We start from the raw sequence: 23,220 nt of genomic DNA, 5'->3' as shown, positions 1-23,220 counted from the left end.
CACCGCCCTCTTGCCGGTGCGCCATGTCCACGCTATCGACCACCCTGATCGACCTGCCGCTGTTTCCGCTGCACACGGTGCTGTTCCCCGGCGGCTGGCTGCCGCTCAAGGTGTTCGAGGCGCGCTATCTCGACATGTCCCGCGCATGCCTGCGCGACGACGCACCGTTCGGCGTGTGCCTGCTGAAGAGCGGGCCCGAAGTCGCGCAGGACGGCGCCGTGTCGGTGCCCGAGACGATCGGCTGCATGGCGCGCATCACCGAGTGCGATACCGGCGAGTTCGGGATGCTGTACCTGCAGGCGATCGGCACGCAGCGATTCGAGCTGCTGTCGTATCGCGTCGAAGGCAACGGGCTGCTGGTCGGGATCGCGGAGCCGTTGCCCGACGACATTCCGCTCGAAGGCGAACAAGCGCTGGCGCAATTCGGCTCGTGTGCCGAAGTGCTGGAGCGCATCATCGAAGCACTGAAGAAATCCGAACCGGACAAGATGCCGTTCGGCGAACCGTTCCGCCTCGACGACCCGAGCTGGGTATCGAACCGCCTCGCTGAACTGCTGCCGCTCGACCTGCGTGCGCGGCAGAAATTGATGGAATTTCCGGACGTCGGCGCGCGGATCGATGCCGTGCACCATGTGCTCGACCGGCACGGATGGCTGTAAGCCGCGGTCGGCCAAGCGCGCCGCGGCGGCATCGCCGAGCGGATCATCCTGGCGGGCAAAACACCCGCTGCGGCCCGGCGCATCGGTGAGCGCGGTCCGCGCCGCACCCTTCCCCTTTCTTTACAGCAGCGGCCCGCTCAACGCATCGAGCAGCTTGCGCACGGGCGCCGGCACGCCGTACGCATCGAGCCCCGCCAACGGCACCCACGCCGTCTCGGCATCCTGCGCGTGCGTGAACGGCTGCTCGCCGTTGGCCACATCGCTCAGCCGCGGCTCGATCTCGAGCCGGAAATGCGTGAACGTGTGCGTGAACGGCGCGAGCGGCACCGGGCCGCCACCGCCGAAGCCGCGTGCGAGTTCCGCGAGTGCCGCATCGCCGTCTGCCTGCGGCAGGCACCACAGGCCGCCCCAGATGCCGGCCGGCGGACGCCGCTCGAGCAGCACGGCGTCGCCATCGCGCAGCACGAGCATCCAGGTCTTGCGCGTCGGCACGGCCTTCTTCGGCCGCGCGGCCGGCAGTTCGCGCTGCCGCCCCGTCGATTGCGCGACGCAGTCGCCCGCGAACGGGCAGCGCGCGCAATCCGGCTTGCCGCGCACACACAGCGTCGCGCCGAGATCCATCAGCCCTTGCGTATAGGCACTCACGTCGGCCGCGTTCGCGGCATCCGGCAGCAGCGATTCCGCAAGCGCCCACATGTCGTTCTCGACGCGCTTTTCGCCCGGAAAGCCTTCGACGCCGAACACCCGCGCCAGCACGCGCTTCACGTTGCCGTCGAGGATCGTCGCGCGCGCACCGTACGCGAACGACGCGATCGCCGCGGCCGTCGAACGGCCGATGCCCGGCAGTTCGGCGAGCGCCTCCGGCGTCGACGGGAATACGCCGCCATGCTCGGCGACGACGACCTGCGCGCAGCGATGCAGGTTGCGCGCGCGCGAGTAGTAACCGAGCCCGGCCCATAGCGCCATCACGTCGTCGGACGGCGCGGCCGCGAGCGCGGCGACGTCGGGAAAGCGCTCGAGAAAGCGCGCGTAATACGGGACGACGGTCGAGACCTGCGTCTGCTGCAGCATGATTTCCGACAGCCAGATCCAGTAGGGATCGCGGGTGTTCTGCCACGGCAGGTCGTGGCGGCCGTGCACGCGCTGCCAGGCGATCAGGCGCGTGGCGAACGTGCGATGCAGCGGCGTGACGGGGAACGGAGCGGGTGCAATGCGGGGCGGCTTCAAGTGTTCGAATCTTTGGAAAGTGGTTGCAACGCGCGACTCAACGCTGACAGGTCGGGCAGAAATAGGTCGAGCGCTGCCCCTGCACGATCTGGCGGATCGGCGTGCCGCATGCGCGGCAAGGCAGCCCTGCACGATCGTAGACGAAGCAGTCGAGCTGGAAATAGCCGCTTTCGCCGTTGCTGCCGACGAAATCGCGCAGCGTGCTGCCGCCGCGCTCGATCGCGTCGGCGAGGGTCGCGCGCACCGCGTCGGCCAGCCGCTCGTAGCGCGGCAGCGACACCTTGCCGGCGGCGGTCGTCGGCCGGATGCCCGCGCGAAACAGGCTCTCCGACGCATAGATGTTGCCGACGCCGACGACCATGTCGCCCGCGAGCAGCGCCTGCTTGACCGACACCGTGCGGCCGCGCGTGCGCGCGTGCAGCAGCGCGCCGGTGAACGCCGGCGAGAACGGCTCGACGCCGAGGCTGGCGAGCAGCGGATGCGCATGCACGTCGCCCGCTTCGCGCGGATGCCACAGCACCGCGCCGAAACGGCGCGGATCGCGGAACCGCAGCACGAATTCGTCGAAGATCCAGTCGATGTGATCGTGTTTTGCAGCGACCGGCACGCCGGCCGCGGGCAGCACGCGCAATGTGCCCGTCATCCCGAGATGAACGATGAACCAGCCCGCGTCGACCTCGAACAGCAGATACTTGCCGCGACGCTCGACGGCGAGCACCTCGCGCGCGCGCAATTGCTCGGCGAGCCCCGCCGGCACGGGCCAGCGCAGCATCGCGGTACGGACGTCGACACGCTCGACGCGGCGGCCCGCGACAAAGGGCTCGATGCCCCGGCGCGTGACCTCGACTTCTGGCAACTCTGGCATGTTTTGCGGGTCTGAGACTGGATTCACGATCGTGCGTGTATTGTAGCGAGCGCGTTACAATCGGTTGAAACATCGAACGGATTTCCATGACCTTGCCCTCGAAGCTGCTTCTGAAGCGCCCCGCCGCCGTGCGCGGCGCGCGCGCCTTCCCGGTCCGCCGTGCGCTCGGCGCCGCGCTGTTCGCCGCGTGGACCCTCACCGCCTTCCCGGCTCACGCGCAGAATCCGGCATCGGACGACGCGGAGCCGCAGGGCGCGTTCGAGCACGTGTTGCCGGACGAGAAAAAGGATCTCCCGGGCGTCCCGCTGACGAGCCAGATCGTCTACCAGGTGCTGGCCGCCGAGGTCGCGCTCCAGCGCAACCAGCCTGCGCCGGCCTACCAGACCTACCTCGCGCTCGCCCGCGACACGCGCGACCCGCGCATGGCGCAGCGTGCGACCGAAATCGCGCTCGGCGCGCAAAGCCCGGCCGACGCGCTGTCCGCGGCCGATCTGTGGCGCCAGTACGCCCCCGGTTCGAACCGCGCATCGCAAGTCGACGCCGCGCTGCTCGTGCTCGCCGGCAAGCCGGCCGACGCACAGCCGATGCTGGCGCGCGAACTGGCCCGCGCGACCGGCGAAACGCGCGGCCCTGCGATCCTCGCGCTGCAGGCACTGCTGGTGCGCGGCTCCGACCGCGTCGGCGGCCTCGCGGTGTTGAAGGACATGCTGAAGAACGACATGAACCGCCCCGAGGCGCAGCTCGCGATCGCGCGACAGCAACTCGCGGTCGACGACAAGGAAGGCGCGGCGCAGTCGCTGAAGCAGGCGCTGCAGATCCGCCCCGACTATCTGCCGGCAGCGCTGATGCTGTCGCAGATGGGGCCCGCCGAGCGCAAGGCCGGCATCGCGTCGTTCGAGAAATATGTTCAGCAGAATCCGAAGTCGCGCGATGCGCGCCTCGCGCTGTCGCAGCTCTATCTCGCCGACGACCGTCTCGACGACGCGCAGAAGCAGTTCGAGACGATGCGCAAGCTCGACTCGAAGGATCCGACGCCGCTGATGGCGCTCGCGCTGATCAAGATCCAGCAGAAGAAACTCGACGACGCGACCGCGTACCTGAAGCAGTACGTGCAGCTCGGCGACAAGCAGCCGAACCTCGACGTCGGTCAGGGCTACATCTACCTCGCGCAGATCTCGATCGAGCAGGGCAACGACGCGCAGGCGTCGCAATGGCTGGACAAGGTCGACCAGACGAGCCAGCACTACCTGCCCGCGCAGATCACGCGCGCGCAGCTGCTGCAGAAACAGGGCAAGACCGACGAGGCGCGCAAGGTGCTCGACGACCTGCCGATCAGCGATCCGCGCGATGCGGCCGTGGTCGCACGCACCGATGCGTCGATCCTGTTCACCGCGAAGCGCTATCCGGAAGCCGAGGCGCGACTCGCGCAGGCGGTCCAGGATTTCCCGGACGATCCCGACCTGCGCTACGACTACGCCATGGCGGCCGAGAAGACCGGCCACTACGCGGCGATGGAAAAGCAACTACGCGAGCTGATCCGCACGCAGCCCGACAACCCGCAGGCGTACAACGCGCTCGGCTATTCGCTGGCCGATCGTAACCAACGCCTGCCCGAGGCGAGCAAGCTTATCGACAAGGCGCTGTCGCTCGCGCCGAACGACGCGTACATCATGGACAGCCTCGGCTGGGTGAAGTACCGGATGGGCGACACGGCCGGCGCGACGAAGGTGCTGCGGCGCGCGTACGAGTTGCAACCCAACGCCGAGATCGGCGCGCACCTCGGCGAAGTGCTGTGGAAGAGCGGCGCGCAGGAAGACGCGCGCGTCGCGTGGCGTGCTGCGCAGAAGCTCGAACCCGACAACGACACGCTCGTGCAGACGCTCAAGCGCCTGCAGATCAACGGCCTTTGATGCGGATGTTCCCGATGTTTTCCTCGTCTACCCGCGCGCTGCGCACGCTGGCCGCGGCCGGCGCCGCGATCGCGCTCGTCGGCTGCGCGAGCACGCCGCCGTCGGCGAATGCGCCGTCGGGCACCGTGCTGCAGACGGCCGCAGCACACGCGTATCACGGTCGCTTCGCGGTGCAGTACAGCGACCGCCTCGGTCGACCGCAGAACGTTTACGGCAACTTCGACTGGCAGGAAAACGGCGACGACGTGTCGCTCGAACTGCGCAGCCCGCTCGGCCAGACGCTCGCGGTCGTGAAATCGACGCCGCAGGCCGCATCGCTCGAACTGCCGAACCGCCAACCGCAATACGCGACCGACGTCGGCGAACTGATGCAGAACGCGCTCGGCTTCTCGCTGCCGCTGGCCGGTCTGCGCTATTGGCTGCTGCCGACGCCCGCGCCCGCAACGCCCGCGCAGACGGTGCGCGACCCGGCGGACACGACGCACGTCAAGCAGATTCGCCAGGACGGCTGGACGATTGACTATCTCGCCTACGCGGACGCACCGGCCACGGGCGTCAAACGCGTCAACCTCGTGCGCGCGACGCCGCCGCTCGACATCAAGCTCGTGCTCGACCAGTAAGCACGTGAACCTAGCCCCGACATACGCATGACCGATTCGACCCGCTCGCTGCGCAACTGCCTTGCGCCCGCGAAACTCAACCTGTTCCTGCACATCACCGGCCGTCGACCGAACGGCTATCACGATCTGCAGAGCGTGTTCCAGCTGCTGAACTGGGGCGATACGCTGCACTTCACGCTGCGCGACGACGGTCGCGTCGCACGCGTCACCGACGTGCCGGGCGTGCCCGAGGAGAGCGATCTCGTCGTGCGCGCAGCCAACCTGCTGAAAACGCACACGGGCACCGCTGCCGGCGTCGACATCGAGATCGACAAGCGCCTGCCGATGGGCGCGGGCCTTGGCGGCGGCAGCTCCGACGCGGCGACGACGCTGCTCGCGCTGAACCGCCTGTGGCAACTCGATCTGCCGCGCACGGAACTGCAGTCGCTCGCGGTGAAACTCGGCGCGGACGTCCCGTTTTTTGTTTTTGGAAAAAATGCGTTCGCAGAGGGTATCGGAGAAGAATTAGCTGAGGTAGAATTGCCGACTCGCTGGTTCTTGGTTGTGACGCCACGCGTTCATGTCCCCACCGCTGAAATTTTTTCAGACGAGTTGTTGACAAGAGATACGAAGCGCGTCACAATTACGGACTTTCTTGCACAGCAAAACAGCGATGCGGGATGGCCAGACAGTTTCGGCCGGAACGACATGCAGCAAGTTGTGACAAGTAAGTACGCGGAAGTTGCGCAGGTGGTCAAATGGTTGTATGATGTGACCCCCGCGAGGATGACCGGCTCCGGAGCAAGCGTGTTTGCAGTGTTTCATAGCAGGCACGAGGCAGAAGCGGCGAAAGCCAAGCTGCCCACCGGTTGGAACGGTGCAGTTGCCGAGAGCCTGAACGAGCATCCGCTCTTCGCTTTCGCGTCATGAAGTTTTGCTTTATCGGATGGCCTACAAGTCCGGTAAAGTTATCAGTTGAGTGTAGGGGAGTCGCCAAGTTGGTCAAGGCACCGGATTTTGATTCCGGCATGCGAGGGTTCGAGTCCTTCCTCCCCTGCCAAAAATTTTCCCGCATTTCCCGCCTAAGCCTGAAGCAGGTGCACGATGAGCAGCCACAGCCATGATGGCTTGATGGTCTTTACTGGCAACGCGAATCCCGCGCTCGCCCAGGAAGTCGTCAATATCCTTGGAATCCCCCTCGGCAAAGCAATGGTCAGCCGTTTCTCCGACGGCGAGATCCAGGTCGAGATCCAGGAAAACGTGCGCGGCAAGGACGTCTTCGTCCTGCAATCCACGTGCGCGCCGACGAACGACAACCTGATGGAACTGATGATCATGGTCGACGCGCTCAAGCGTGCGTCCGCCGGCCGGATCACTGCCGCCATCCCCTACTTCGGCTATGCCCGCCAGGACCGTCGCCCGCGCTCGGCGCGCGTCGCGATCTCGGCGAAGGTCATCGCGAACATGCTGGAAATCGCCGGCGTCGAGCGGATCATCACGATGGATCTGCACGCCGACCAGATTCAAGGCTTCTTCGACATCCCGGTCGACAACATCTACGCAACGCCGATCCTGCTGGGCGACCTGCGCAAGCAGAACTACTCGGATCTGCTCGTCGTGTCGCCGGACGTCGGCGGCGTGGTCCGTGCCCGGGCACTCGCGAAGCAGCTCAACTGCGATCTCGCAATCATCGACAAGCGTCGTCCGAAGGCGAACGTCGCCGAAGTGATGAACATCATCGGTGAAGTCGAAGGCCGCACCTGCGTGATCATGGACGACATGGTCGATACGGCCGGCACGCTCTGCAAGGCAGCGCAAGTGCTGAAGGATCGCGGTGCGAAGCAGGTGTTCGCGTACGCGACGCACCCGGTTCTGTCGGGTGGCGCCGCCGAGCGTATCGCCGCATCGGCACTCGACGAGCTGGTCGTCACCGATACGATCCCGCTGTCGGCCGAATCGCTCGGCTGCTCGAAGATCCGCTCGCTGACGAGCGCGAGCCTGCTGGCCGAAACGTTCTCGCGGATTCGCCGCGGCGACTCGGTGATGTCGCTGTTTGCGGAATCCTGATCGCGGAACGACACGACAAAGCATGCGCGGAAAGCGAAGCGGCAACGCTTCGCTTTTTGCACAATCGGACGGGATAGACGAAACCCCGTCCGTTTCATCGGGGGCCGCCATTTCGCCGGCCCCGTTTTACTGCCTGGTCGCGGGCAGCTAATGGAGAATCACATGAAAGTCGTCGCTTTCGAGCGCCAAGAGCAAGGTACGGGTGCGAGCCGCCGCCTGCGCAACGCCGGTAAGACCACGGGTATCGTCTACGGTGGCGAAGCAGCCCCGCAAAAGATCGAACTCGATCACAACGCGCTGTGGCACGCGCTGAAGAAGGAAGCCTTCCACTCGTCGATCCTCGACCTCGAAGTGGCTGGCCAGTCGCAACAGGTTCTGCTGCGCGACGTGCAATACCACCCGTTCAAGCAACTCGTGCTGCACGTGGACTTCCAGCGCGTCGACGCGAAGAAGAAGCTGCACACGAAGGTGCCGCTGCACTTCCTGAACGCTGAAGTCAGCCCGGCAGTGAAGCTGTCGAGCGCAATCGTCTCGCACGTCGCGACGGAAATCGAAGTCGAGTGCCTGCCGTCGGCTCTGCCGGAATTCCTCGAAGTCGATCTGTCGAAGATCGAAGCAGGTCAGTCGCTGCACGCGAAGGACATCGCACTGCCGAAGGGCGTGACGCTGGTCGCGCACATCGACGCGGAAAACCCGGTTGTCGCATCGGCGACGGTCCCGGCTGGCGCCGTGTCGGACGCAGCAGGCGAAGGCGAAACGCCGGCTGCCTAAGCGGCCGCCTACGCGCCCGTTCGATCCGTTTCAAGAAACGGTCGACGCAACCCGCCGCGGCTTGCCCGGCGGGTTTTTCTTTTTCTGCGCCCAGGCGGGCGCTGCCGCCTACGAAACGTCATGATCAAACTGATCGTCGGCCTCGGCAACCCCGGGGCGGAATATACTGCGACGCGCCACAACGCCGGCTTCTGGCTGATCGACCAGCTCGCCCGCGAAGCCAGCGCGACGCTGCGCGACGAGCGCCGCTTCCACGGCTTCTACGCGAAAGCGCGCCTGCACGGCGAGGAAGTCCACCTGCTCCAGCCGCAAACCTACATGAACCGCTCCGGCCAGTCGGTCGTCGCGCTCGCGAGTTTCTTCAAGATCCTGCCCGACCAGATCCTCGTCGCACACGACGAACTCGATCTGCCGCCCGGCACGGTGAAGCTGAAGCTCGGCGGCGGCAGCGGCGGCCACAACGGCCTGAAGGACATCACCGCGCATCTGTCGTCGCAGCAGTACTGGCGCCTGCGCATCGGCATCGGCCATCCGCGCGACCTGATCCCGGAAGGCGCACGCGCCGGCGCAAAACCCGACGTCGCGAACTTCGTGCTGAAGCCGCCGCGCCGCGAGGAGCAGGACGTGATCGACGCATCGATCGAGCGCGCGCTCGCCGTGATGCCGATGGTCGTCAAGGGCGAACTCGACCGCGCGACGATGCAACTGCATCGCAACTGACTTCCACCGCACCGGCATGGTGCAACGTGCCGTCCGGCGGCGCCGGGCGGTGTCTCCGTCGTGCGCAATCGCGCACCGCAGCGTCCACATGCGGTAATCTGGTCGTTTTTGCCCGTCAGGAGCCAAGCGGTGAGCCGTTACTGGAGCGACGTCGTTCAGCAACTCGTGCCTTACGTGCCGGGCGAACAGCCCGCGCTCGCACACCCCGTCAAGCTGAACACCAACGAGAATCCCTATCCGCCTTCGCCGCGCGTCGTCGCGGCGATCGCACGCGAACTCGGCGACACCGGCGACACGCTGCGCCGCTATCCCGACCCGCTCGCGCGCGCACTGCGCGAGACGGTCGCGGCCCATCATCGCATCAAGCCCGAGCAGGTCTTCGCCGGCAACGGCTCCGACGAAGTGCTCGCGCATGCGTTCCAGGCACTGCTCAAGCATGACCGGCCGCTGCGCTTTCCCGACATCTCGTACAGCTTCTACCCGACCTACGCGCGCCTGTACGGTGTAGAGATCACGGTCGTGCCGCTCGCGGACGACTTCTCGATCCGTGTCGAAGACTATCTCGACGATGCGGGCGGCGTGCTGTTTCCGAACCCGAACGCGCCGACCGGGCGCGCGCTGCCGCTCGCGGACATCGAACGGATCGCGGCCGCGAACCCATCGTCGGTCGTGCTGATCGACGAGGCGTACGTCGATTTCGGCGCACAATCCGCGATCACGCTGATCGACCGCCATCCGAACCTGCTCGTCGTGCACACGACGTCGAAGGCGCGCTCGCTCGCGGGCATGCGCGTCGGCTTCGCGTTCGGCGATGCCGCGTTGATCGACGCACTGAATCGTGTGAAGGACAGCTTCAATTCCTATCCGCTCGACCGGCTCGCGCAGGTCGCCGCGCAGGCGGCATACGAAGACACCGACTACTTCGGTGCGACCTGCCGACGCGTGATCGACAGCCGGGTGCGGCTCACGCACGCGCTGGAGGCACTCGGTTTCGACGTCGTGCCGTCGGCCGCGAATTTCGTGTTCGCGCGCCATCCCGCGCACGATGCGGGCACGATCGCGGCAAAGCTGAAGGATCGGGAAATTTTCGTACGGCACTTCCGGGCGCCACGCATCGACCAGCATTTGCGCATCACCGTTGGCACCGACGCCGAATGCGACACGCTCGTCGCGGCATTGCGCGACCTGATCGGCTGAAGCGAAGGGAGAAATGGAACCGGCGCCAGGCGGCGCCGGCCAAGCAATTCGCAACGCGCGCGTCACTGCGCGATCACTGCGCGTCGTCGCTCTTCGCGGCAGTCAACGCGTGATACTTCGCCATCAACTGCGCATGCGATTCGTCGTGCTGCGGATCACGCGGAATGCATTCGACCGGACACACCTGCTGGCACTGCGGTTCGTCGAAATGGCCGACGCATTCGGTGCACTTGTTGGGGTCGATCACGTAGATATCCGGGCCCATCGAAATCGCGCCGTTCGGGCACTCTGGCTCGCACACGTCGCAATTGATGCACTCGTCGGTAATCATCAAAGACATACTGATCTCACTTCTTCAGGCCGGCGGCCGGCTTCGCGATGAAACCGGCCGGCGCCGCGTCACGCGGCCGGGCCTCCCATCGCGGCGACTTTCTCGGTCAGCCACTTCTCCACGGACGGAAACACGAACTTGCTGACATCGCCGCCCAACTGCGCGATTTCGCGCACGATCGTCCCCGAGATGAACTGATACTGATCGGACGGCGTCATGAACATCGTCTCGACGTCGGGCAGCAGATAGCGGTTCATCCCCGCCATCTGGAACTCATATTCGAAATCGGACACGGCACGCAGGCCGCGCACGATCACGCGCGCATTGTTGGTGCGGACGAAGTCCTTCAACAGGCCCTTGAACCCCATCACCTTCACGTTCGGATAATGGCCGAGCACCTCGTTCGCAATCTTCAGACGTTCTTCCAGCGAGAAAAACGGCTTCTTCGCGCGGCTGTCGGCAACACCGACCACCAGCGTATCAAAAATGCTCGACGCACGCCGCACGAGGTCTTCGTGCCCGCGCGTCAGCGGATCGAACGTACCGGGATACACGGCGACTACCATGTCGCTCCTCCTGTCATCACGCAAACGGGGTGGCAGCCGTGCGACGCGCACGCCGCTGCCGAGATGGGCATGCGTCGCCTTTGCGGCGCGCCGCCTCGTATGGAACGCGCATTATTCATCATTTTCGCGCCGCAGCAAATGATAGTGAACCGCACCCGCCTTGCCGTGCTTCACCACCTGCCAACCGGCCAGCGCTTCGTGCGCGGCCGGGTCGAGCTCCGCGCCCGTCTCGACGTACAGCGCGCCATCCGGCGCGACGAGCGGCGCCGCCAGCGCGATCGCGCGCTCGAGCACGGCCGCCTCACCGAACGGCGGATCGAGGAACACGACGTCGAACGCGCCCGGGGTCAGCCCGGCCGCGAGCCGCAGCGCGTCGGCTTCCGCGACCTCGACCGAGCGTGCGCCGAGCTTGTCCTTGATCGCGCGCAGTTGCTGCGCCGCGCGCGGGTGGCGCTCGACCATCACGACGCTCGTCGCGCCGCGCGACGCGGCCTCGAATCCGAGCGCACCGGTGCCCGCGAACAGATCGAGGCAGCGCCGGCCTTCGAGATCCTGGCCGAGCCAGTTGAACAGCGTCTCGCGCACGCGATCGGGCGTCGGCCGCAGGCCGTCGAGATCGAGCACGGCGAGCGGCGTGCGCTTCCAGTCACCGCCGATGATGCGGATCGTGTGCGGCTTGCCGCGACCAGGGGGGGCCGTCGGGCGGCCGGAAGAGGAACGGGACATACGGAATATCGACGACGGAGGGACCGGGTGCGCGGGAAGGCGCACCGCCAAACAGGCGCACGTTACCACAGCGACGGCACCGGCTGACGCGAGTGCGCCGCCGCACTGATAAAATGCACGGTTTCGGCCGCCGTGCGCACGCATGACGGCCCCTCCGGCGCTCCGCCCTGGCGGCGCCCCGCCCTCTTCCCGACGTCAGACCATGTTCAGCTTCTTCAAACGATTCAAGAAAACGCAGGAGCCCGACTCCGCGGAATCGCAATCGATCGATGCGCCGCAACCGGACGAACCGTCCGACTCGCCCGCCGCCGACGCGCGTCAGGCGATCGAAGCGCCGCCAGCGCCCGCGCAACCGCAGCCGGCCGCGCCGGCTGTCGTGATGACGGTCACGCCGACCAACGACGGCAGCGACGAAGTCGTCGAAGCGGTCGAGATCGTGCCGCCGCCGACGCAGGACGCCTCCGCGAAGAAATCGTGGCTCGCGCGCCTGAAGTCCGGGCTCGCGAAGACGGGCTCGAGCATTACCGGCGTGTTCGTCAACACTAAGATCGACGAGGACCTGTACGAAGAGCTCGAAGCCGCGCTGCTGATGGCCGACGCCGGCGTCGATGCGACCGAGTACCTGCTCGGCGCGCTGCGCGAGAAGGTGCGCGCGGGCCGGCTGACCGATCCGCAGCAGGTGAAGGGCGCGCTGCACGACCTGCTCGTCGAACTGCTGAAGCCGCTCGAGAAATCGCTGATGCTCGGCCGCGCGCAGCCGCTCGTGATGATGATCACGGGCGTGAACGGCGCAGGCAAGACCACCAGCATCGGCAAGCTCGCGAAGCACCTGCAGAGCTTCGACCAGTCGGTGCTGCTGGCTGCGGGCGACACGTTCCGCGCGGCCGCGCGCGAACAACTGGCGGTCTGGGGCGAGCGCAACAACGTGACGGTCGTCCAGCAGGAAAGCGGCGACCCGGCCGCGGTGATCTTCGACGCGGTCAGCGCCGCGCGCGCGCGCAGGATCGACGTGATGATGGCCGACACGGCCGGCCGCCTGCCGACGCAGCTGCACCTGATGGAAGAGCTGAAGAAGGTGAAGCGCGTGATCTCGAAGGCGCACGATGGCGCGCCGCACGAGGTGCTGCTCGTGATCGACGCGAACACGGGCCAGAACGCGCTCACGCAGGTGAAGGCATTCGACGATGCGCTCGGCCTCACGGGCCTGATCGTCACGAAGCTCGACGGCACCGCGAAGGGCGGCATTCTCGCCGCGATCGCACGGCAGCGCCCGGTGCCCGTCTACTTCATCGGCGTCGGCGAGAAGGTCGAGGACCTGCAACCGTTCAGCGCAGTGGAATTCGCGGACGCGCTGCTCGGCTGAACGTCGCCGGCCCGCACCGCACGGGGCGCCTTCGGGCGCCCTTTTTTCATGCGCGTCCGGAAGCCGTCAGCCGGTGGCTGACAGCCGCGCGACGTCATTCGGCGTCGGGCTGCACGCCGGGCTCGGCGGCCTTGAACGCGTCGAGCGTCGACGCATGATCGGCGATCCGCTGGATCGTCGGAAAGCGCGTCGTGTCGATCGAGAAACGGTTCGCGTTGAACACCTGCGGCACGATGCAGATATCGGCGAGCGTCGGCGTGTCGCCGAAGCACAGCTTGCCGGTGCGCGGATCGTTCGCGAGGCGCGTCTCGAGCGACGCGAAACCCGCCTCGATCCAGTGCCGGTACCAGTCGTTCTTCGCTTCCTCCGACACCTTCAGCGTGTGCTTCAGGTACTTGAGCACGCGCAGGTTGTTCAGCGGATGGATCTCGCACGCGACCTGCAGCGCGATCGCCCGCACATACGCGCGGTCGACCGGCTGCTTCGGCAACAGCGCCGGTTCGGGATGCGTTTCCTCGAGATATTCGATGATCGCGAGCGACTGCTGCAGCGTGGCATCGCCGTCGATCAGCGTCGGCACGACCGCATCCGGATTCACCGCGCGGTAGGCGTCCTTCAATTGCTCGCCGCCGTCGCGCAGCATGTGCACGGGAACCGTGTCGTACGGCAGCTGCTTCAGGTTCAGGGCGATCCGCACGCGGTACGACGCGGAACTGCGGAAATAGCTGTAGAGCTTCATGGGATGTCTCTCTGGATCGTATTCGGCCGGCGACGGCGTCCGCAGCGCACGCGGCACCACCGGGAACCCGAGTTTAGCGCGCCGCGCCGCGTCGGCGCGCGCAGCCGTGCCCGTGCGATACTCGGGGCATTCCTTACCGCTCACCGCGCAGCCCGATGCCGGCCGCCCGCCCCACGCCCCGATGACCGCTTCCCTCGACCCCGCTGCCTCGCCGTTCCCTTGCGCCCGCTTCATCAAGGAAATCGGCCGCGGCCCGCACGGCGCACGCGCGCTGTCCGCCGAAGACACGTTCGAGCTCTATCGCGCGATGCTCGACTCGCGCGTGTCGGACGTCGAACTCGGCGCGATCCTGATCGCCTATCGTCTGAAGGGTGAAAGCGCCGACGAACTGGCCGCGATGCTCGCAGCCGCGCAGGCGTCGTTCGAACCCGTGCACGTGCAGGATGCCGCGTTCCGCCCGGTGTCGATCCCGAGCTACAACGGCGCGCGCAAGCAGCCGAACCTGGTGCCGCTGCTCGCGCTGCTGCTCGCGCGAGAAGGCGTGCCGGTGCTCGTGCACGGTGTCGAGCGCGATCCGGGCCGCGTGACGAGCGCGGAGATCTTCTCGGCGCTGTCGATCCCGCCGTCGACGTCGCACGACGCGATCGAGGACATGCTCGCGGAACGCCGCGTCGCGTTCGCGCCCATCGCCGCGCTGGCGCCGCGCATCGCGCGTCTGCTGTCGCTGCGCGGCGTGCTCGGCGTGCGCAACTCGACGCACACGCTCGTGAAGATCCTGCAGCCGTTCGCGCCGGCCGGGTTGCGGCTCGTCAACTACACGCATCCGCCGTACCGCGACAGCCTCGCGCAACTGTTCCGCGATCACCCGGACGCCGCACTCGGCGGCGCGCTGCTCGCGCGCGGCACCGAAGGCGAAGCGGTGGCCGACACGCGGCGCCAGGTGCAGGTCGACTGGCTGCACGACGGCGTATGCGACACGCTGATCGAGCCCGAGCGCTCGTCGAGCGACGCGCCGCCCGTCGCGCTGCCCGAATCGCGCGACGCGGCAACCACGGCCGCGTGGACGGACGCCGTGTTGCGCGGCGAAATTCCGGTACCCGACACGCTTGCGCGGCAGGTCGAGACGATCGTGCGAATCGCCCGGCTCGCACCGTGACCGGCATCCGGGGCCGGTACGCGGTCGCGCCGGCCTTTCAACCGACCATTTGACACGCGCACGCATCCTGGCATAGAGTTGTCGCCATGCGTTCCTTTCCGAACACCCTCCGAATTACCTCCGGCCGCCTAGCGCGGTCGCTATCGCTACGACTAGCCTAAGGCTGTCGTAGCGCCGTGTGCTGTCCGCACGGTCCCTCCCTGCAGTTCCTCGCAGCACCCTTCTCGCAGTTTTTACAACCCGAAGTCGTCAGCATTCGTCCGTCCATCCGTCGGCCGATTCGCGAAGATCATCCGCATCCGCAGCGCGTTTCTGGCGCCACGGTGCGAGGCAGCGCCACCCGTCGCCCATGCCGCCCGTCTTCGCTCGCGACTTGAGACCCGAGGTCCAGAAGATGAAGCGCAACCCGCAAGACAAGTACCGTCCGTTCGAGCCCGTCCGCATCAATGGCCGCCGCTGGCCGACCCGCACCATCGAGCGTGCGCCGGTCTGGATGAGCACCGACCTGCGCGACGGCAACCAGTCGCTGATCGAGCCGATGAGCATCGAACAGAAGCTGGAATTCTTCGACATGCTGGTCGCGATCGGTTTCAAGGAGATCGAAGTCGGTTTTCCGTCGGCGTCGCAAACCGACTTCGATTTCGTCCGCAAGCTGATCGACGACAAGCGCATTCCCGACGATGTGACGATCGAAGTGCTCGTGCAGTCGCGCGAAGACCTGATCGCGCGCACCTTCGATGCGCTCGAAGGCGTGCCGCGCGCGATCGTGCACCTGTACAACGCGATCTGCCCGTCGTTCCGGCGCATCGTGTTCGGGATGTCGAAGGACGACGTGAAGGCGCTCGCGGTCGAGGGCACGCGACTCATCAAGGAACACGCGGCGGCCCGCCCCGACACGCACTGGACCTACCAGTATTCGCCGGAAACCTTCAGCATGACCGAGCTGACGTTCGCGCGCGAAGTGTGCGACGCGGTCGCGCAGGCGTGGCGGCCGACCCGCGATCACAAGATGATCGTCAACCTGCCGGCGACCGTCGAAGCCGCGAGCCCGAACGTGTTCGCCGACCAGATCGAGTGGATGGACCGCAACCTCGCGTATCGCGACAGCATCGTGCTGTCCGTGCATCCGCACAACGATCGCGGCACCGCGGTCGCGGCTGCGGAACTCGCGCTGCTCGCGGGCGCCGACCGCATCGAAGGCTGCCTGTTCGGCAACGGCGAGCGCACCGGCAACGTCGACCTCGTCACGCTCGCGCTGAACCTCTATACGCAGGGCATCGATCCGGGCCTCGATTTCTCCGACATCGACGCGGTGCGCCGCGTAGTCGAGCGCTGCAACCAGATCCCGGTGCATCCGCGTCATCCGTACGCGGGCGACCTCGTGTTCACCGCGTTCTCGGGCTCGCACCAGGATGCGATCCGCAAGGGCTTTGCGCAGCAGCGCCCCGACGCGGTGTGGGAAGTGCCGTATCTGCCGATCGACCCCGCCGACCTCGGTCGCAGCTATGACGCGGTCATTCGCGTGAACAGCCAGTCCGGCAAAGGCGGCGCGACGTTCCTGCTCGAACGCGGGATGGGCTTCACGCCGACGCGGCGCGTGCAGATCGAGTTCAGCCATGCGGTGCAGACGCTCGCCGACGCGTCCGGCGAGGAAGTGACCGGCGACGCGATCTGCGCGCTGTTCGCCCGCGAATTCTTCGAGACCGACGGCCCGGCCGCGCGCCACGGCGACGCCGCACGCTGGCAGAACCGCGACATCGCGGGCGCGCCGCCGGCCGGCGCGACACCCGAAGACGTCGTGCAACGCACGGCCGCGGCCTTCGCGACGGCGGCCGGCGCGACGATCGACGTCGCCTCGTGCGAACACGCGCGTACGACGGACGGGCGAATTGCGGTATCGGTCGGCTGCCGGGTCGGCGATGCGCCGCTGCGGCATGGCGTCGGCGTGCACGCCGATGCGGCGAGCGCCGCGCTCGATGCGGTCGTCAGCGCGATCAACCGCTCGGCCTGGCAGTGCGCCGACCGCCGTGCGGCGGCCTGACCGGCAGATTTTTGTTTCAGGGTTCGAACGTCAGCGAGCGGTGCGTGACCGCCCGTGTGTCGCGCAATCCGCGCCGCACGGGCAATGAAAAGCGGCCCAGAAGGCCGCCTCGGTCGGGACACGAAAAGGAGCGCCACGCGCGCTCATGTCTCGGTCGCGCACCGCGTCGCCTGCCACGCCAGCAGGCGCCACTGCCCCTGCTCATGGGTATGGACGGCGGTATAGGCGATCGGAAACACCAGCCCGCCGTTGTTCGTTTCCATCTCGATCAGTGCGCGCCCGGTGACGACGCAGGTTGCGTCGCCGACGGGCAGCAGGTCCTGCGACTGGATTTCGATCTGGCGATAGCGACGGCGGCCGGCGACGATGGCGTCGATGAACTGCTGCTTGGTTTCGCGTTTGCCGTTGGTGTGCACGAAGAACACCTTGTCCGACAATTGCGCCTCGAGCGCCTCGCCGTCCCCGTCGACCATCGCCCGGAACCGATCGCGCTCGAGCGCGCGAATCGCATCGACCACCTTCGCCATCGCCTGACTCCTCGGCAACGCGCCCGCCGTGCGCGGGCGTGCGGATCAGAAGTTGTACTGCACGTAGAACTGGTGGAAATTTATACCAGGATTCGGCTCTTTGATACCCGCGTTAGACACATGTTGAAAACGGTAGCCGAGCTGATACTGTTGCCGTTCTCCGAACTGCGCGCCGACGCCGACGACGTCCACGAACTGGAACGACGTCGCCAGCGACAGATTGTTGGAGATCGTCGGGGACGTCAGGAAGCGGATGCCGGCGCCGGCCTCGACGAACGGACGCACCTGCCCCGCGCTCTTGATGAAGCGGAACATCGGCGTCGCACCGAATTCGCCGATGCTGCCATGAACATTGCCGCCCGTGTGCCAGTAGCCGGCGTGGCCTTCCATCACGAACGCGAAGTGCCAGCCGCCGATTTCCCACCAGTTCCAGCCCGGATCCCACACGACGCCGAGATCGGCCTTGTCGATCCCGTGGCGATCGGAAAACCCGCCGCCCGCCTGAATTCCCCATCGATCCGCGAACGCGGCACCCGATCCGCCCAGCAGCGATGCCGCCAGCAGCGCATGCACCGCAAGCCGGCTGCGGGGCCGGCAATTCTTCTTATTGTTCATCAGACACTCCAACTTTGTGGGTTGAATGGGGCCTTGCCGCCGCGGCCGGGCCCGAGCGAACTGAATGGTATGGTAAAGGACTTTTCGGATCGGCATCACGAAGCGAAATTGTTTGCTTCCAAAACTACAAAAATCGAAACCGTCTACTGATTACTATCAGAAACAACAACTTACGGAACTTCTACCGGCCAGTCCGGTCGCAAATTAGACTATCGATTCGACAAGTTCGATAGAGAATCGGGAACTTGGATGCCCGCACCCCCTCTAAGGAATTAGCACTCGGATTACGGGAGTGCTAAGATGGGCCCCGGAATCTCATCCGAGACCAGGGGTTTGTCCCTGATTCCAAAGGAGTTTTTTAGTGAGCCACGCCCTGACCCTTCCGAACACCCTGAGCCCGACGCCGGCCAAGGCCGAATCGGCAGGCTCGCTGGCGCTCGCGACGCAATCGATGTTGTCGGGCCAGCTCGGCAACATCGACGCGTACATCCAGGCCGTCAACCGGATCCCGCTCCTGACCGCCGAAGAGGAACGCCAGTACGCGACCGAATTCCGCGACGACAACAACCTCGACTCGGCACGCCGCCTCGTGCTGTCGCACCTGCGGCTCGTCGTGTCGATCGCGCGCAACTACCTCGGCTACGGCCTGCCGCACGGCGACCTGATCCAGGAAGGCAACATCGGCCTGATGAAGGCTGTGAAACGTTTCGACCCGGCGCAAAACGTGCGCTTGGTGTCGTATGCGATCCACTGGATCAAGGCCGAGATCCATGAGTACATCCTGCGCAACTGGCGGATGGTGAAGGTCGCGACGACGAAGGCGCAGCGCAAGCTGTTCTTCAACCTGCGCAGCCACAAGAAGAGCATGCAGGCGATGACGCCCGAGGAAATCGACGGCCTCGCGCAAGAGCTCAACGTCAAGCGCGAAGACGTGACCGAGATGGAGACGCGTCTGTCGGGCGGCGACATCGCGCTCGAGGGCCAAGTGGAAGACGGCGAGGAGTCGTACGCACCGATCGCCTACCTGGCCGATTCGCACAACGAGCCGACCGCCGTGCTCGCCGCGCGTCAGCGCGACATGCTGCAGACGGACGGCATCGCGCAAGCGCTCGAGGCACTCGACGCGCGCAGCCGCCGGATCATCGAGGCGCGCTGGCTGAACGTCGACGACGACGGCTCGGGCGGCTCGACGCTGCACGATCTCGCGGCCGAGTTCGGCGTATCGGCGGAACGCATCCGCCAGATCGAAGCGAGCGCCATGAAGAAGATGCGCACGGCACTCGCCGAATACGCGTAACTCCGCGATTTAGAGCGCTTTACCCAAAACCGCTGCCCACCCGGCAGCGGTTTTTTTTCGTCTATGGTTTAGCCTCGATCACGCCGTATTAATCGACCTTATTGATCGGGTATCGGGCAAATTCCGGCCCCTTCCGCATAACCTTGATCTGCATCAAGTTTCGACACGTGCTTCGCGACGGTCTGCCGCAGCGCAACACTCGGCATCGGAAAGCCGGCATTTTAAAATTGGCATGTCGGCTTAAAAGGATTAAAACAGCTTAACTGCCGTCATAAATCCGACGTAGAGTCGCCCCAAAACCCACGTAAATCGATTCAGGATAATCGCCTTGATCTCGATCAATAAAGAGCCTGCGCCGCCTCCCCCGCAGGCCGCCGGCACGCTCGGCTGGCGCGCACGCATCGCCGCGTGGGCGCGCGGGCCGACCCTCATGCGCGACATCACGCTGGTAGTGATCGTCAAGCTGATCCTCCTGATGTCGCTCAAATACGCATTCTTCAATCATCCGCAGGCCAAGCACATGTCGCTGCCGCCTGCCGTCGTCGCCGAGAAGCTGCTCTCGGTGCCGGCGCCTGCATCTACCGAGGGAGACCACCATGATAAGTAGCGAAGTCGTCGATCTGTCGCGTCTGCAGTTCGGCATCACGGCGCTCTACCACTTCCTGTTCGTGCCGCTGACGCTCGGCCTGTCCTGGCTGCTCGTCATCATGGAAGCCGTCTACGTGATGACCGGCAAACAGGTCTACAAGGACATGACCCAGTTCTGGGGCAAGTTGTTCGGGATCAACTTCGCGATGGGCGTGACGACCGGCATCACGCTCGAATTCCAGTTCGGCACGAACTGGTCGTACTACTCGCACTACGTCGGCGACATCTTCGGCGTGCCGCTCGCGGTCGAAGGCCTGATGGCTTTCTTCCTCGAATCGACGTTCGTCGGCCTGTTCTTCTTCGGCTGGAACCGCCTGTCGAAGGTCAAGCACCTGATGGTCACGTTCCTCGTCGCGCTGGGTTCGAACCTGTCCGCGCTCTGGATCCTCGTCGCGAACGGCTGGATGAACAATCCGGTCGGCGCCGAATTCAACTACCAGACGATGCGCATGGAGCTGACGAACCTGTTCGACGTGCTGTTCAACCCGGTCGCCCAGGTGAAGTTCGTGCACACCGTGTCGGCCGGCTACGTGACGGCCGCGATGTTCGTGCTCGGCATCTCGTCGTGGTACCTGCTGAAGAAGCGCGACACCGATTTCGCGCTGCGCTCGTTCGCGGTCGCGGCAGGCTTCGGTCTCGCGTCGACGCTCTGCGTGATCGTGCTCGGCGACGAATCGGGCTACACGACCGGCGAAGTGCAGAAGATGAAGCTCGCCGCGATCGAATCGGAATGGGAAACCCAGCCGGCGCCGGCATCGTTCACGCTGATCGGCATTCCGAACCAGAAGGAAGAGCGCACCGACTATGCGATCAAGATCCCGTACGCACTCGGCCTGATCGCGACGCGCTCGATCGACGAACCGGTGATCGGCCTGCGCGAGCTCGCAAAGCACAGCGAGGAACACATCCAGAGCGGGATGGTCGCGTACGGCGCATTGCAGAAGATCAAGGAAGGCGACACGAGCGACGCGACCCGCGCGCTGTTCGATCAGCACAAGCAGTATCTCGGCTACGGGCTGATGCTCAAGCAATTCACGCCGAACGTGGTCGATGCGACGCCGGAGCAGATCAAGGCCGCCGCGAAGAAGACGATCCCGCCGGTCGCGCCCGTGTTCTTCTCGTTCCGGATCATGGTGTTCCTCGGCTTCCTGTTCCTCGCGACCTTCGTCGCCGCGTTCTGGTTCTGCGCGCGCCGGCAGGTGCTGCAGGACAACCGCCGCTGGTTCCTGCGCTATGCAGTGTGGGCGATCCCGCTGCCGTGGCTCGCCGCGGAATTCGGCTGGGTCGTCGCCGAGCTCGGCCGCCAGCCGTGGACGATCGCGGGCATCCTGCCGACGCATCTGTCGGCATCCAGCCTGACGTCGACGGACCTGTACCTGAGCCTCGCCGGTTTCATCGCGTTCTACACGGCACTGTTCGTCATCGAGATCAAGCTGATGTTCAAGTACGCGCGTCTCGGCCCGTCCTCGCTGCATACCGGCCGCTATCACCACGAGCTGGCGGCCGCCGGCGAGCACGCGTCGGCCTGAGCGCGCACCTGAAACCGAACAAGGAATCGCTATGGACTATGCAACTCTCAAGCTGATCTGGTGGCTGCTCGTCGGCGTGCTGCTGATCGGCTTCGCCGTCACCGACGGCTTCGACATGGGCGCGACCGCGCTGCTGCCGTTCCTCGGCAAGACCGACGAGGAACGCCGCATCATCGTCAACACGGTCGGCGCGACGTGGGAAGGCAACCAGGTGTGGCTGATCACGGCGGGCGGCGCGATGTTCGCCGCCTGGCCGCTTGTCTATGCCGCGTCGTTCTCCGGCTTCTACTTCGCGATGCTGCTCGTGCTGTTCGCGCTGTTCTTCCGGCCGGTCGGCTTCGACTATCGCAGCAAGCGGCCCGACCCGCGCTGGCGCGCCGGCTGGGACTGGGGCCTGTTCGTCGGCGGCTTCGTGCCGGCGCTGGTGTTCGGCGTCGCGTTCGGCAACCTGCTGCAGGGCGTGCCGTTCAAGTTCGACAGCGACCTGCGCGTGACCTACTACGGCGGCTTCTGGGCGTTGCTGAACCCGTTCGCGCTGCTCTGTGGGCTCGTCAGCCTCACGATGCTCGTCGCGCACGGCGCCGCGTTCATCAAGATGAAGACCGACGGCGTGATCGCACGCCGCGCGTCGATCGCGCTGCGCGTGTCGGCGCTCCTCGCGGTCGTGCTGTTCGTGCTGGCCGGCGTGCTGATCGCGTCGACCATCGGCGGCTTCCACATCACGCACGCCGCGCCGACCGACACGGTCGCGAACCCGCTGCTCAAGGACGTCGCCGCCGGCTCGGGCCTGTGGCTCGCGAATTACGGCGAGTATCCGTGGATGATCGCGGCACCCGTCGTCGGGATCGCGGGCGGCCTGCTCGCGCTGCTGCTCGCCGGCTCGAAGCAGGAAAAGACGGCGTTCTTCTGCACCGGCCTGATGATCACCGGCGTGATCCTGACCGCTGGCTTCTCGATGTTCCCGTTCATCATGCCGTCGTCGCTCGATCCGCGCAGCAGCCTGACCGTGTGGGATTCGACGTCGAGCCACATGACGCTGCAGGTGATGCTGTTCGCGGTGATCGTGTTCCTGCCGATCATCCTGCTCTACACGAGCTGGGTGTACCGCGTGATGCGCGGCAAGGTCACGCATCAGTCGCTCGAAGAGAACAAGCACTCGATGTATTGAACCTGGCCGGGGCGCCCACGCGCCCTCGCCCACCGTTTCGCAAGGAGTCGGATCATGTGGTATTTCAGCTGGATTCTCGGTATCGGCGTCGCGCTGTCGTTCGGCATCGTCAACGCGATGTGGCTCGAAGCGCGGCAGAAGCCGCAGGAAGCGCCGGTGCGCGCACGCCGCGGCTGATCGCACGCGGGAAGGCGGCTCGCACCGCCCCTCCCGCCCGGAACGAACCTCGCGTCACGCGAGGTTTTTTTTCGTCCGTACCATCGGCGGCCCCGCGATTCCTCGATGCCAATTTAGCGCCAGATTGATACCACTTGAATACCAATCAAAGGTTTCATAAGATCTTTGGACACGGCCGCCGACAGGCCGAATCCATCTGGTGGGGGAGACATGCGAATCCCGTGTCTGGCGCGCGCCCGCGCGTCGAGTTGCCATGCGTATGCGGCAGCGGCCGCCGTTGCGATCGTGCGCGGCCGGTCGAACCCACTCCGCCGAGGTCGCA

At 65.8% G+C, this 23,220-nt stretch carries 24 protein-coding genes and 1 tRNA gene; 17 read left to right on the top strand and 8 right to left on the bottom strand.

The window, feature by feature from the left end; all coding sequences use genetic code 11:
• Positions 1–23 precede the first annotated feature (23 nt).
• Positions 24–659 (top strand): LON peptidase substrate-binding domain-containing protein, encoded by a 636-nt coding sequence (locus HWX25_RS17345; protein WP_059526095.1) that lies wholly within the window; start codon positions 24–26, stop codon positions 657–659.
• Between the two features lie 120 nt (positions 660–779).
• Here the strand turns inward: HWX25_RS17345 and mutY are convergent, their stop codons facing one another.
• Both mutY and mutM read right to left on the bottom strand, forming a co-directional pair.
• Entirely contained in the window at positions 780–1,886 is a 1,107-nt protein-coding gene (gene mutY / locus HWX25_RS17340; protein WP_175909352.1) for an A/G-specific adenine glycosylase, read from the bottom strand.
• Between the two features lie 37 nt (positions 1,887–1,923).
• Positions 1,924–2,751 (bottom strand): bifunctional DNA-formamidopyrimidine glycosylase/DNA-(apurinic or apyrimidinic site) lyase, encoded by an 828-nt coding sequence (gene mutM / locus HWX25_RS17335; RefSeq protein WP_059526099.1) that lies wholly within the window; start codon positions 2,749–2,751, stop codon positions 1,924–1,926.
• A gap of 86 nt (positions 2,752–2,837) precedes the next feature.
• Between mutM and HWX25_RS17330 the strand changes: the two genes are divergently transcribed.
• From HWX25_RS17330 to hisC, 8 genes are all read left to right on the top strand, one after another.
• Positions 2,838–4,661 carry a tetratricopeptide repeat protein gene (locus HWX25_RS17330; protein WP_059691460.1) on the top strand — a complete coding sequence of 608 codons (1,824 nt, stop codon included), beginning with the start codon at positions 2,838–2,840 and terminating at the stop codon, positions 4,659–4,661.
• Positions 4,661–5,281 (top strand): lipoprotein insertase outer membrane protein LolB, encoded by a 621-nt coding sequence (gene lolB, locus HWX25_RS17325; RefSeq protein ID WP_175909351.1) that lies wholly within the window; start codon positions 4,661–4,663, stop codon positions 5,279–5,281. The genes HWX25_RS17330 and lolB overlap by 1 nt, the downstream gene beginning before the upstream one ends.
• Before the next feature lie 27 nt (positions 5,282–5,308).
• Positions 5,309–6,190 carry a 4-(cytidine 5'-diphospho)-2-C-methyl-D-erythritol kinase gene (gene ispE / locus HWX25_RS17320; RefSeq protein WP_175909349.1) on the top strand — a complete coding sequence of 294 codons (882 nt, stop codon included), beginning with the start codon at positions 5,309–5,311 and terminating at the stop codon, positions 6,188–6,190.
• A 53-nt stretch (positions 6,191–6,243) separates the two neighbouring features.
• A tRNA-Gln gene (locus HWX25_RS17315) sits at positions 6,244–6,320 on the top strand.
• Positions 6,321–6,364: 44 nt separating this feature from the next.
• A complete protein-coding gene (locus HWX25_RS17310; protein ID WP_059526106.1) occupies positions 6,365–7,327 on the top strand; it encodes a ribose-phosphate pyrophosphokinase in 963 nt (320 codons plus the stop codon).
• Between the two features lie 162 nt (positions 7,328–7,489).
• Positions 7,490–8,098, top strand: a complete 609-nt coding sequence (locus HWX25_RS17305; RefSeq protein ID WP_175909346.1) for a 50S ribosomal protein L25/general stress protein Ctc — start codon at positions 7,490–7,492, stop codon at positions 8,096–8,098.
• Positions 8,099–8,218: 120 nt separating this feature from the next.
• Positions 8,219–8,818, top strand: a complete 600-nt coding sequence (gene pth, locus HWX25_RS17300; RefSeq protein ID WP_175909344.1) for an aminoacyl-tRNA hydrolase — start codon at positions 8,219–8,221, stop codon at positions 8,816–8,818.
• Positions 8,819–8,947: 129 nt separating this feature from the next.
• The gene (hisC, locus tag HWX25_RS17295) at positions 8,948–10,015 is read left to right on the top strand and encodes a histidinol-phosphate transaminase (protein WP_175909342.1); all 1,068 of its coding nucleotides are present in this window, start codon (positions 8,948–8,950) and stop codon (positions 10,013–10,015) included.
• A 73-nt stretch (positions 10,016–10,088) separates the two neighbouring features.
• On the opposite strand, the gene HWX25_RS17290 is transcribed toward hisC, so the two are convergent.
• From HWX25_RS17290 to rsmD, 3 genes are all read right to left on the bottom strand, one after another.
• The gene (locus HWX25_RS17290; protein ID WP_175909339.1) at positions 10,089–10,355 is read right to left on the bottom strand and encodes a YfhL family 4Fe-4S dicluster ferredoxin; all 267 of its coding nucleotides are present in this window, start codon (positions 10,353–10,355) and stop codon (positions 10,089–10,091) included.
• Between the two features lie 59 nt (positions 10,356–10,414).
• Positions 10,415–10,912 carry a pantetheine-phosphate adenylyltransferase gene (coaD, locus tag HWX25_RS17285; RefSeq protein WP_006398238.1) on the bottom strand — a complete coding sequence of 166 codons (498 nt, stop codon included), beginning with the start codon at positions 10,910–10,912 and terminating at the stop codon, positions 10,415–10,417.
• 111 nt (positions 10,913–11,023) lie between these two features.
• Positions 11,024–11,638 (bottom strand): 16S rRNA (guanine(966)-N(2))-methyltransferase RsmD, encoded by a 615-nt coding sequence (gene rsmD, locus HWX25_RS17280; protein ID WP_175909337.1) that lies wholly within the window; start codon positions 11,636–11,638, stop codon positions 11,024–11,026.
• 202 nt (positions 11,639–11,840) lie between these two features.
• Here rsmD and ftsY point away from each other — a divergent pair, with 202 nt between their 5' ends.
• Positions 11,841–13,001, top strand: a complete 1,161-nt coding sequence (ftsY, locus tag HWX25_RS17275) for a signal recognition particle-docking protein FtsY (RefSeq protein ID WP_059526120.1) — start codon at positions 11,841–11,843, stop codon at positions 12,999–13,001.
• Between the two features lie 94 nt (positions 13,002–13,095).
• Here ftsY and maiA read toward each other — a convergent pair whose 3' ends face one another.
• Complete coding sequence (maiA, locus tag HWX25_RS17270) at positions 13,096–13,740, bottom strand: maleylacetoacetate isomerase (protein WP_059819807.1); 645 nt, start codon at positions 13,738–13,740, stop codon at positions 13,096–13,098.
• Positions 13,741–13,921: 181 nt separating this feature from the next.
• On the opposite strand from maiA, the gene ybiB reads away from it, so the two are divergent.
• On the top strand, positions 13,922–14,896 hold the full coding sequence (ybiB, locus tag HWX25_RS17265; protein WP_175909335.1) for a DNA-binding protein YbiB: 975 nt from the start codon (positions 13,922–13,924) through the stop codon (positions 14,894–14,896).
• A 394-nt stretch (positions 14,897–15,290) separates the two neighbouring features.
• On the top strand, positions 15,291–16,937 hold the full coding sequence (gene leuA, locus HWX25_RS17260; protein WP_175909333.1) for a 2-isopropylmalate synthase: 1,647 nt from the start codon (positions 15,291–15,293) through the stop codon (positions 16,935–16,937).
• Between the two features lie 143 nt (positions 16,938–17,080).
• Here the strand turns inward: leuA and HWX25_RS17255 are convergent, their stop codons facing one another.
• Entirely contained in the window at positions 17,081–17,464 is a 384-nt protein-coding gene (locus HWX25_RS17255) for a nuclear transport factor 2 family protein (RefSeq protein ID WP_059526129.1), read from the bottom strand.
• 45 nt (positions 17,465–17,509) lie between these two features.
• Positions 17,510–18,079: an acyloxyacyl hydrolase gene (locus HWX25_RS17250; RefSeq protein ID WP_175909331.1), complete on the bottom strand. Its 570-nt coding sequence runs from the start codon at positions 18,077–18,079 to the stop codon at positions 17,510–17,512.
• Positions 18,080–18,440: 361 nt separating this feature from the next.
• Here HWX25_RS17250 and rpoH point away from each other — a divergent pair, with 361 nt between their 5' ends.
• The 5 genes from rpoH (at position 18,441) to cydX (ending at position 22,898) form a co-directional block, all read left to right on the top strand.
• Positions 18,441–19,376, top strand: a complete 936-nt coding sequence (rpoH, locus tag HWX25_RS17245; protein WP_175909329.1) for an RNA polymerase sigma factor RpoH — start codon at positions 18,441–18,443, stop codon at positions 19,374–19,376.
• 328 nt (positions 19,377–19,704) lie between these two features.
• Positions 19,705–19,983, top strand: coding sequence for a cytochrome oxidase putative small subunit CydP (gene cydP, locus HWX25_RS17240; protein WP_059526138.1), 279 nt, complete (start codon positions 19,705–19,707; stop codon positions 19,981–19,983).
• Positions 19,973–21,553: a cytochrome ubiquinol oxidase subunit I gene (locus HWX25_RS17235; protein WP_059819811.1), complete on the top strand. Its 1,581-nt coding sequence runs from the start codon at positions 19,973–19,975 to the stop codon at positions 21,551–21,553. The genes cydP and HWX25_RS17235 overlap by 11 nt, the downstream gene beginning before the upstream one ends.
• A gap of 31 nt (positions 21,554–21,584) precedes the next feature.
• Positions 21,585–22,721: a cytochrome d ubiquinol oxidase subunit II gene (cydB, locus tag HWX25_RS17230; RefSeq protein WP_175909327.1), complete on the top strand. Its 1,137-nt coding sequence runs from the start codon at positions 21,585–21,587 to the stop codon at positions 22,719–22,721.
• Positions 22,722–22,775: 54 nt separating this feature from the next.
• On the top strand, positions 22,776–22,898 hold the full coding sequence (cydX, locus tag HWX25_RS17225; RefSeq protein WP_059526148.1) for a cytochrome bd-I oxidase subunit CydX: 123 nt from the start codon (positions 22,776–22,778) through the stop codon (positions 22,896–22,898).
• The last annotated feature ends 322 nt before the right edge of the window (positions 22,899–23,220 follow it).

Origin of the sequence: Burkholderia sp. BCC1640, assembly GCF_902833125.1 — a bacterium.
In the GTDB taxonomy this organism is placed as follows: Bacteria; Pseudomonadota; Gammaproteobacteria; order Burkholderiales; family Burkholderiaceae; genus Burkholderia; species Burkholderia diffusa.
This window is presented reverse-complemented; position numbering and strand designations above follow the sequence as displayed.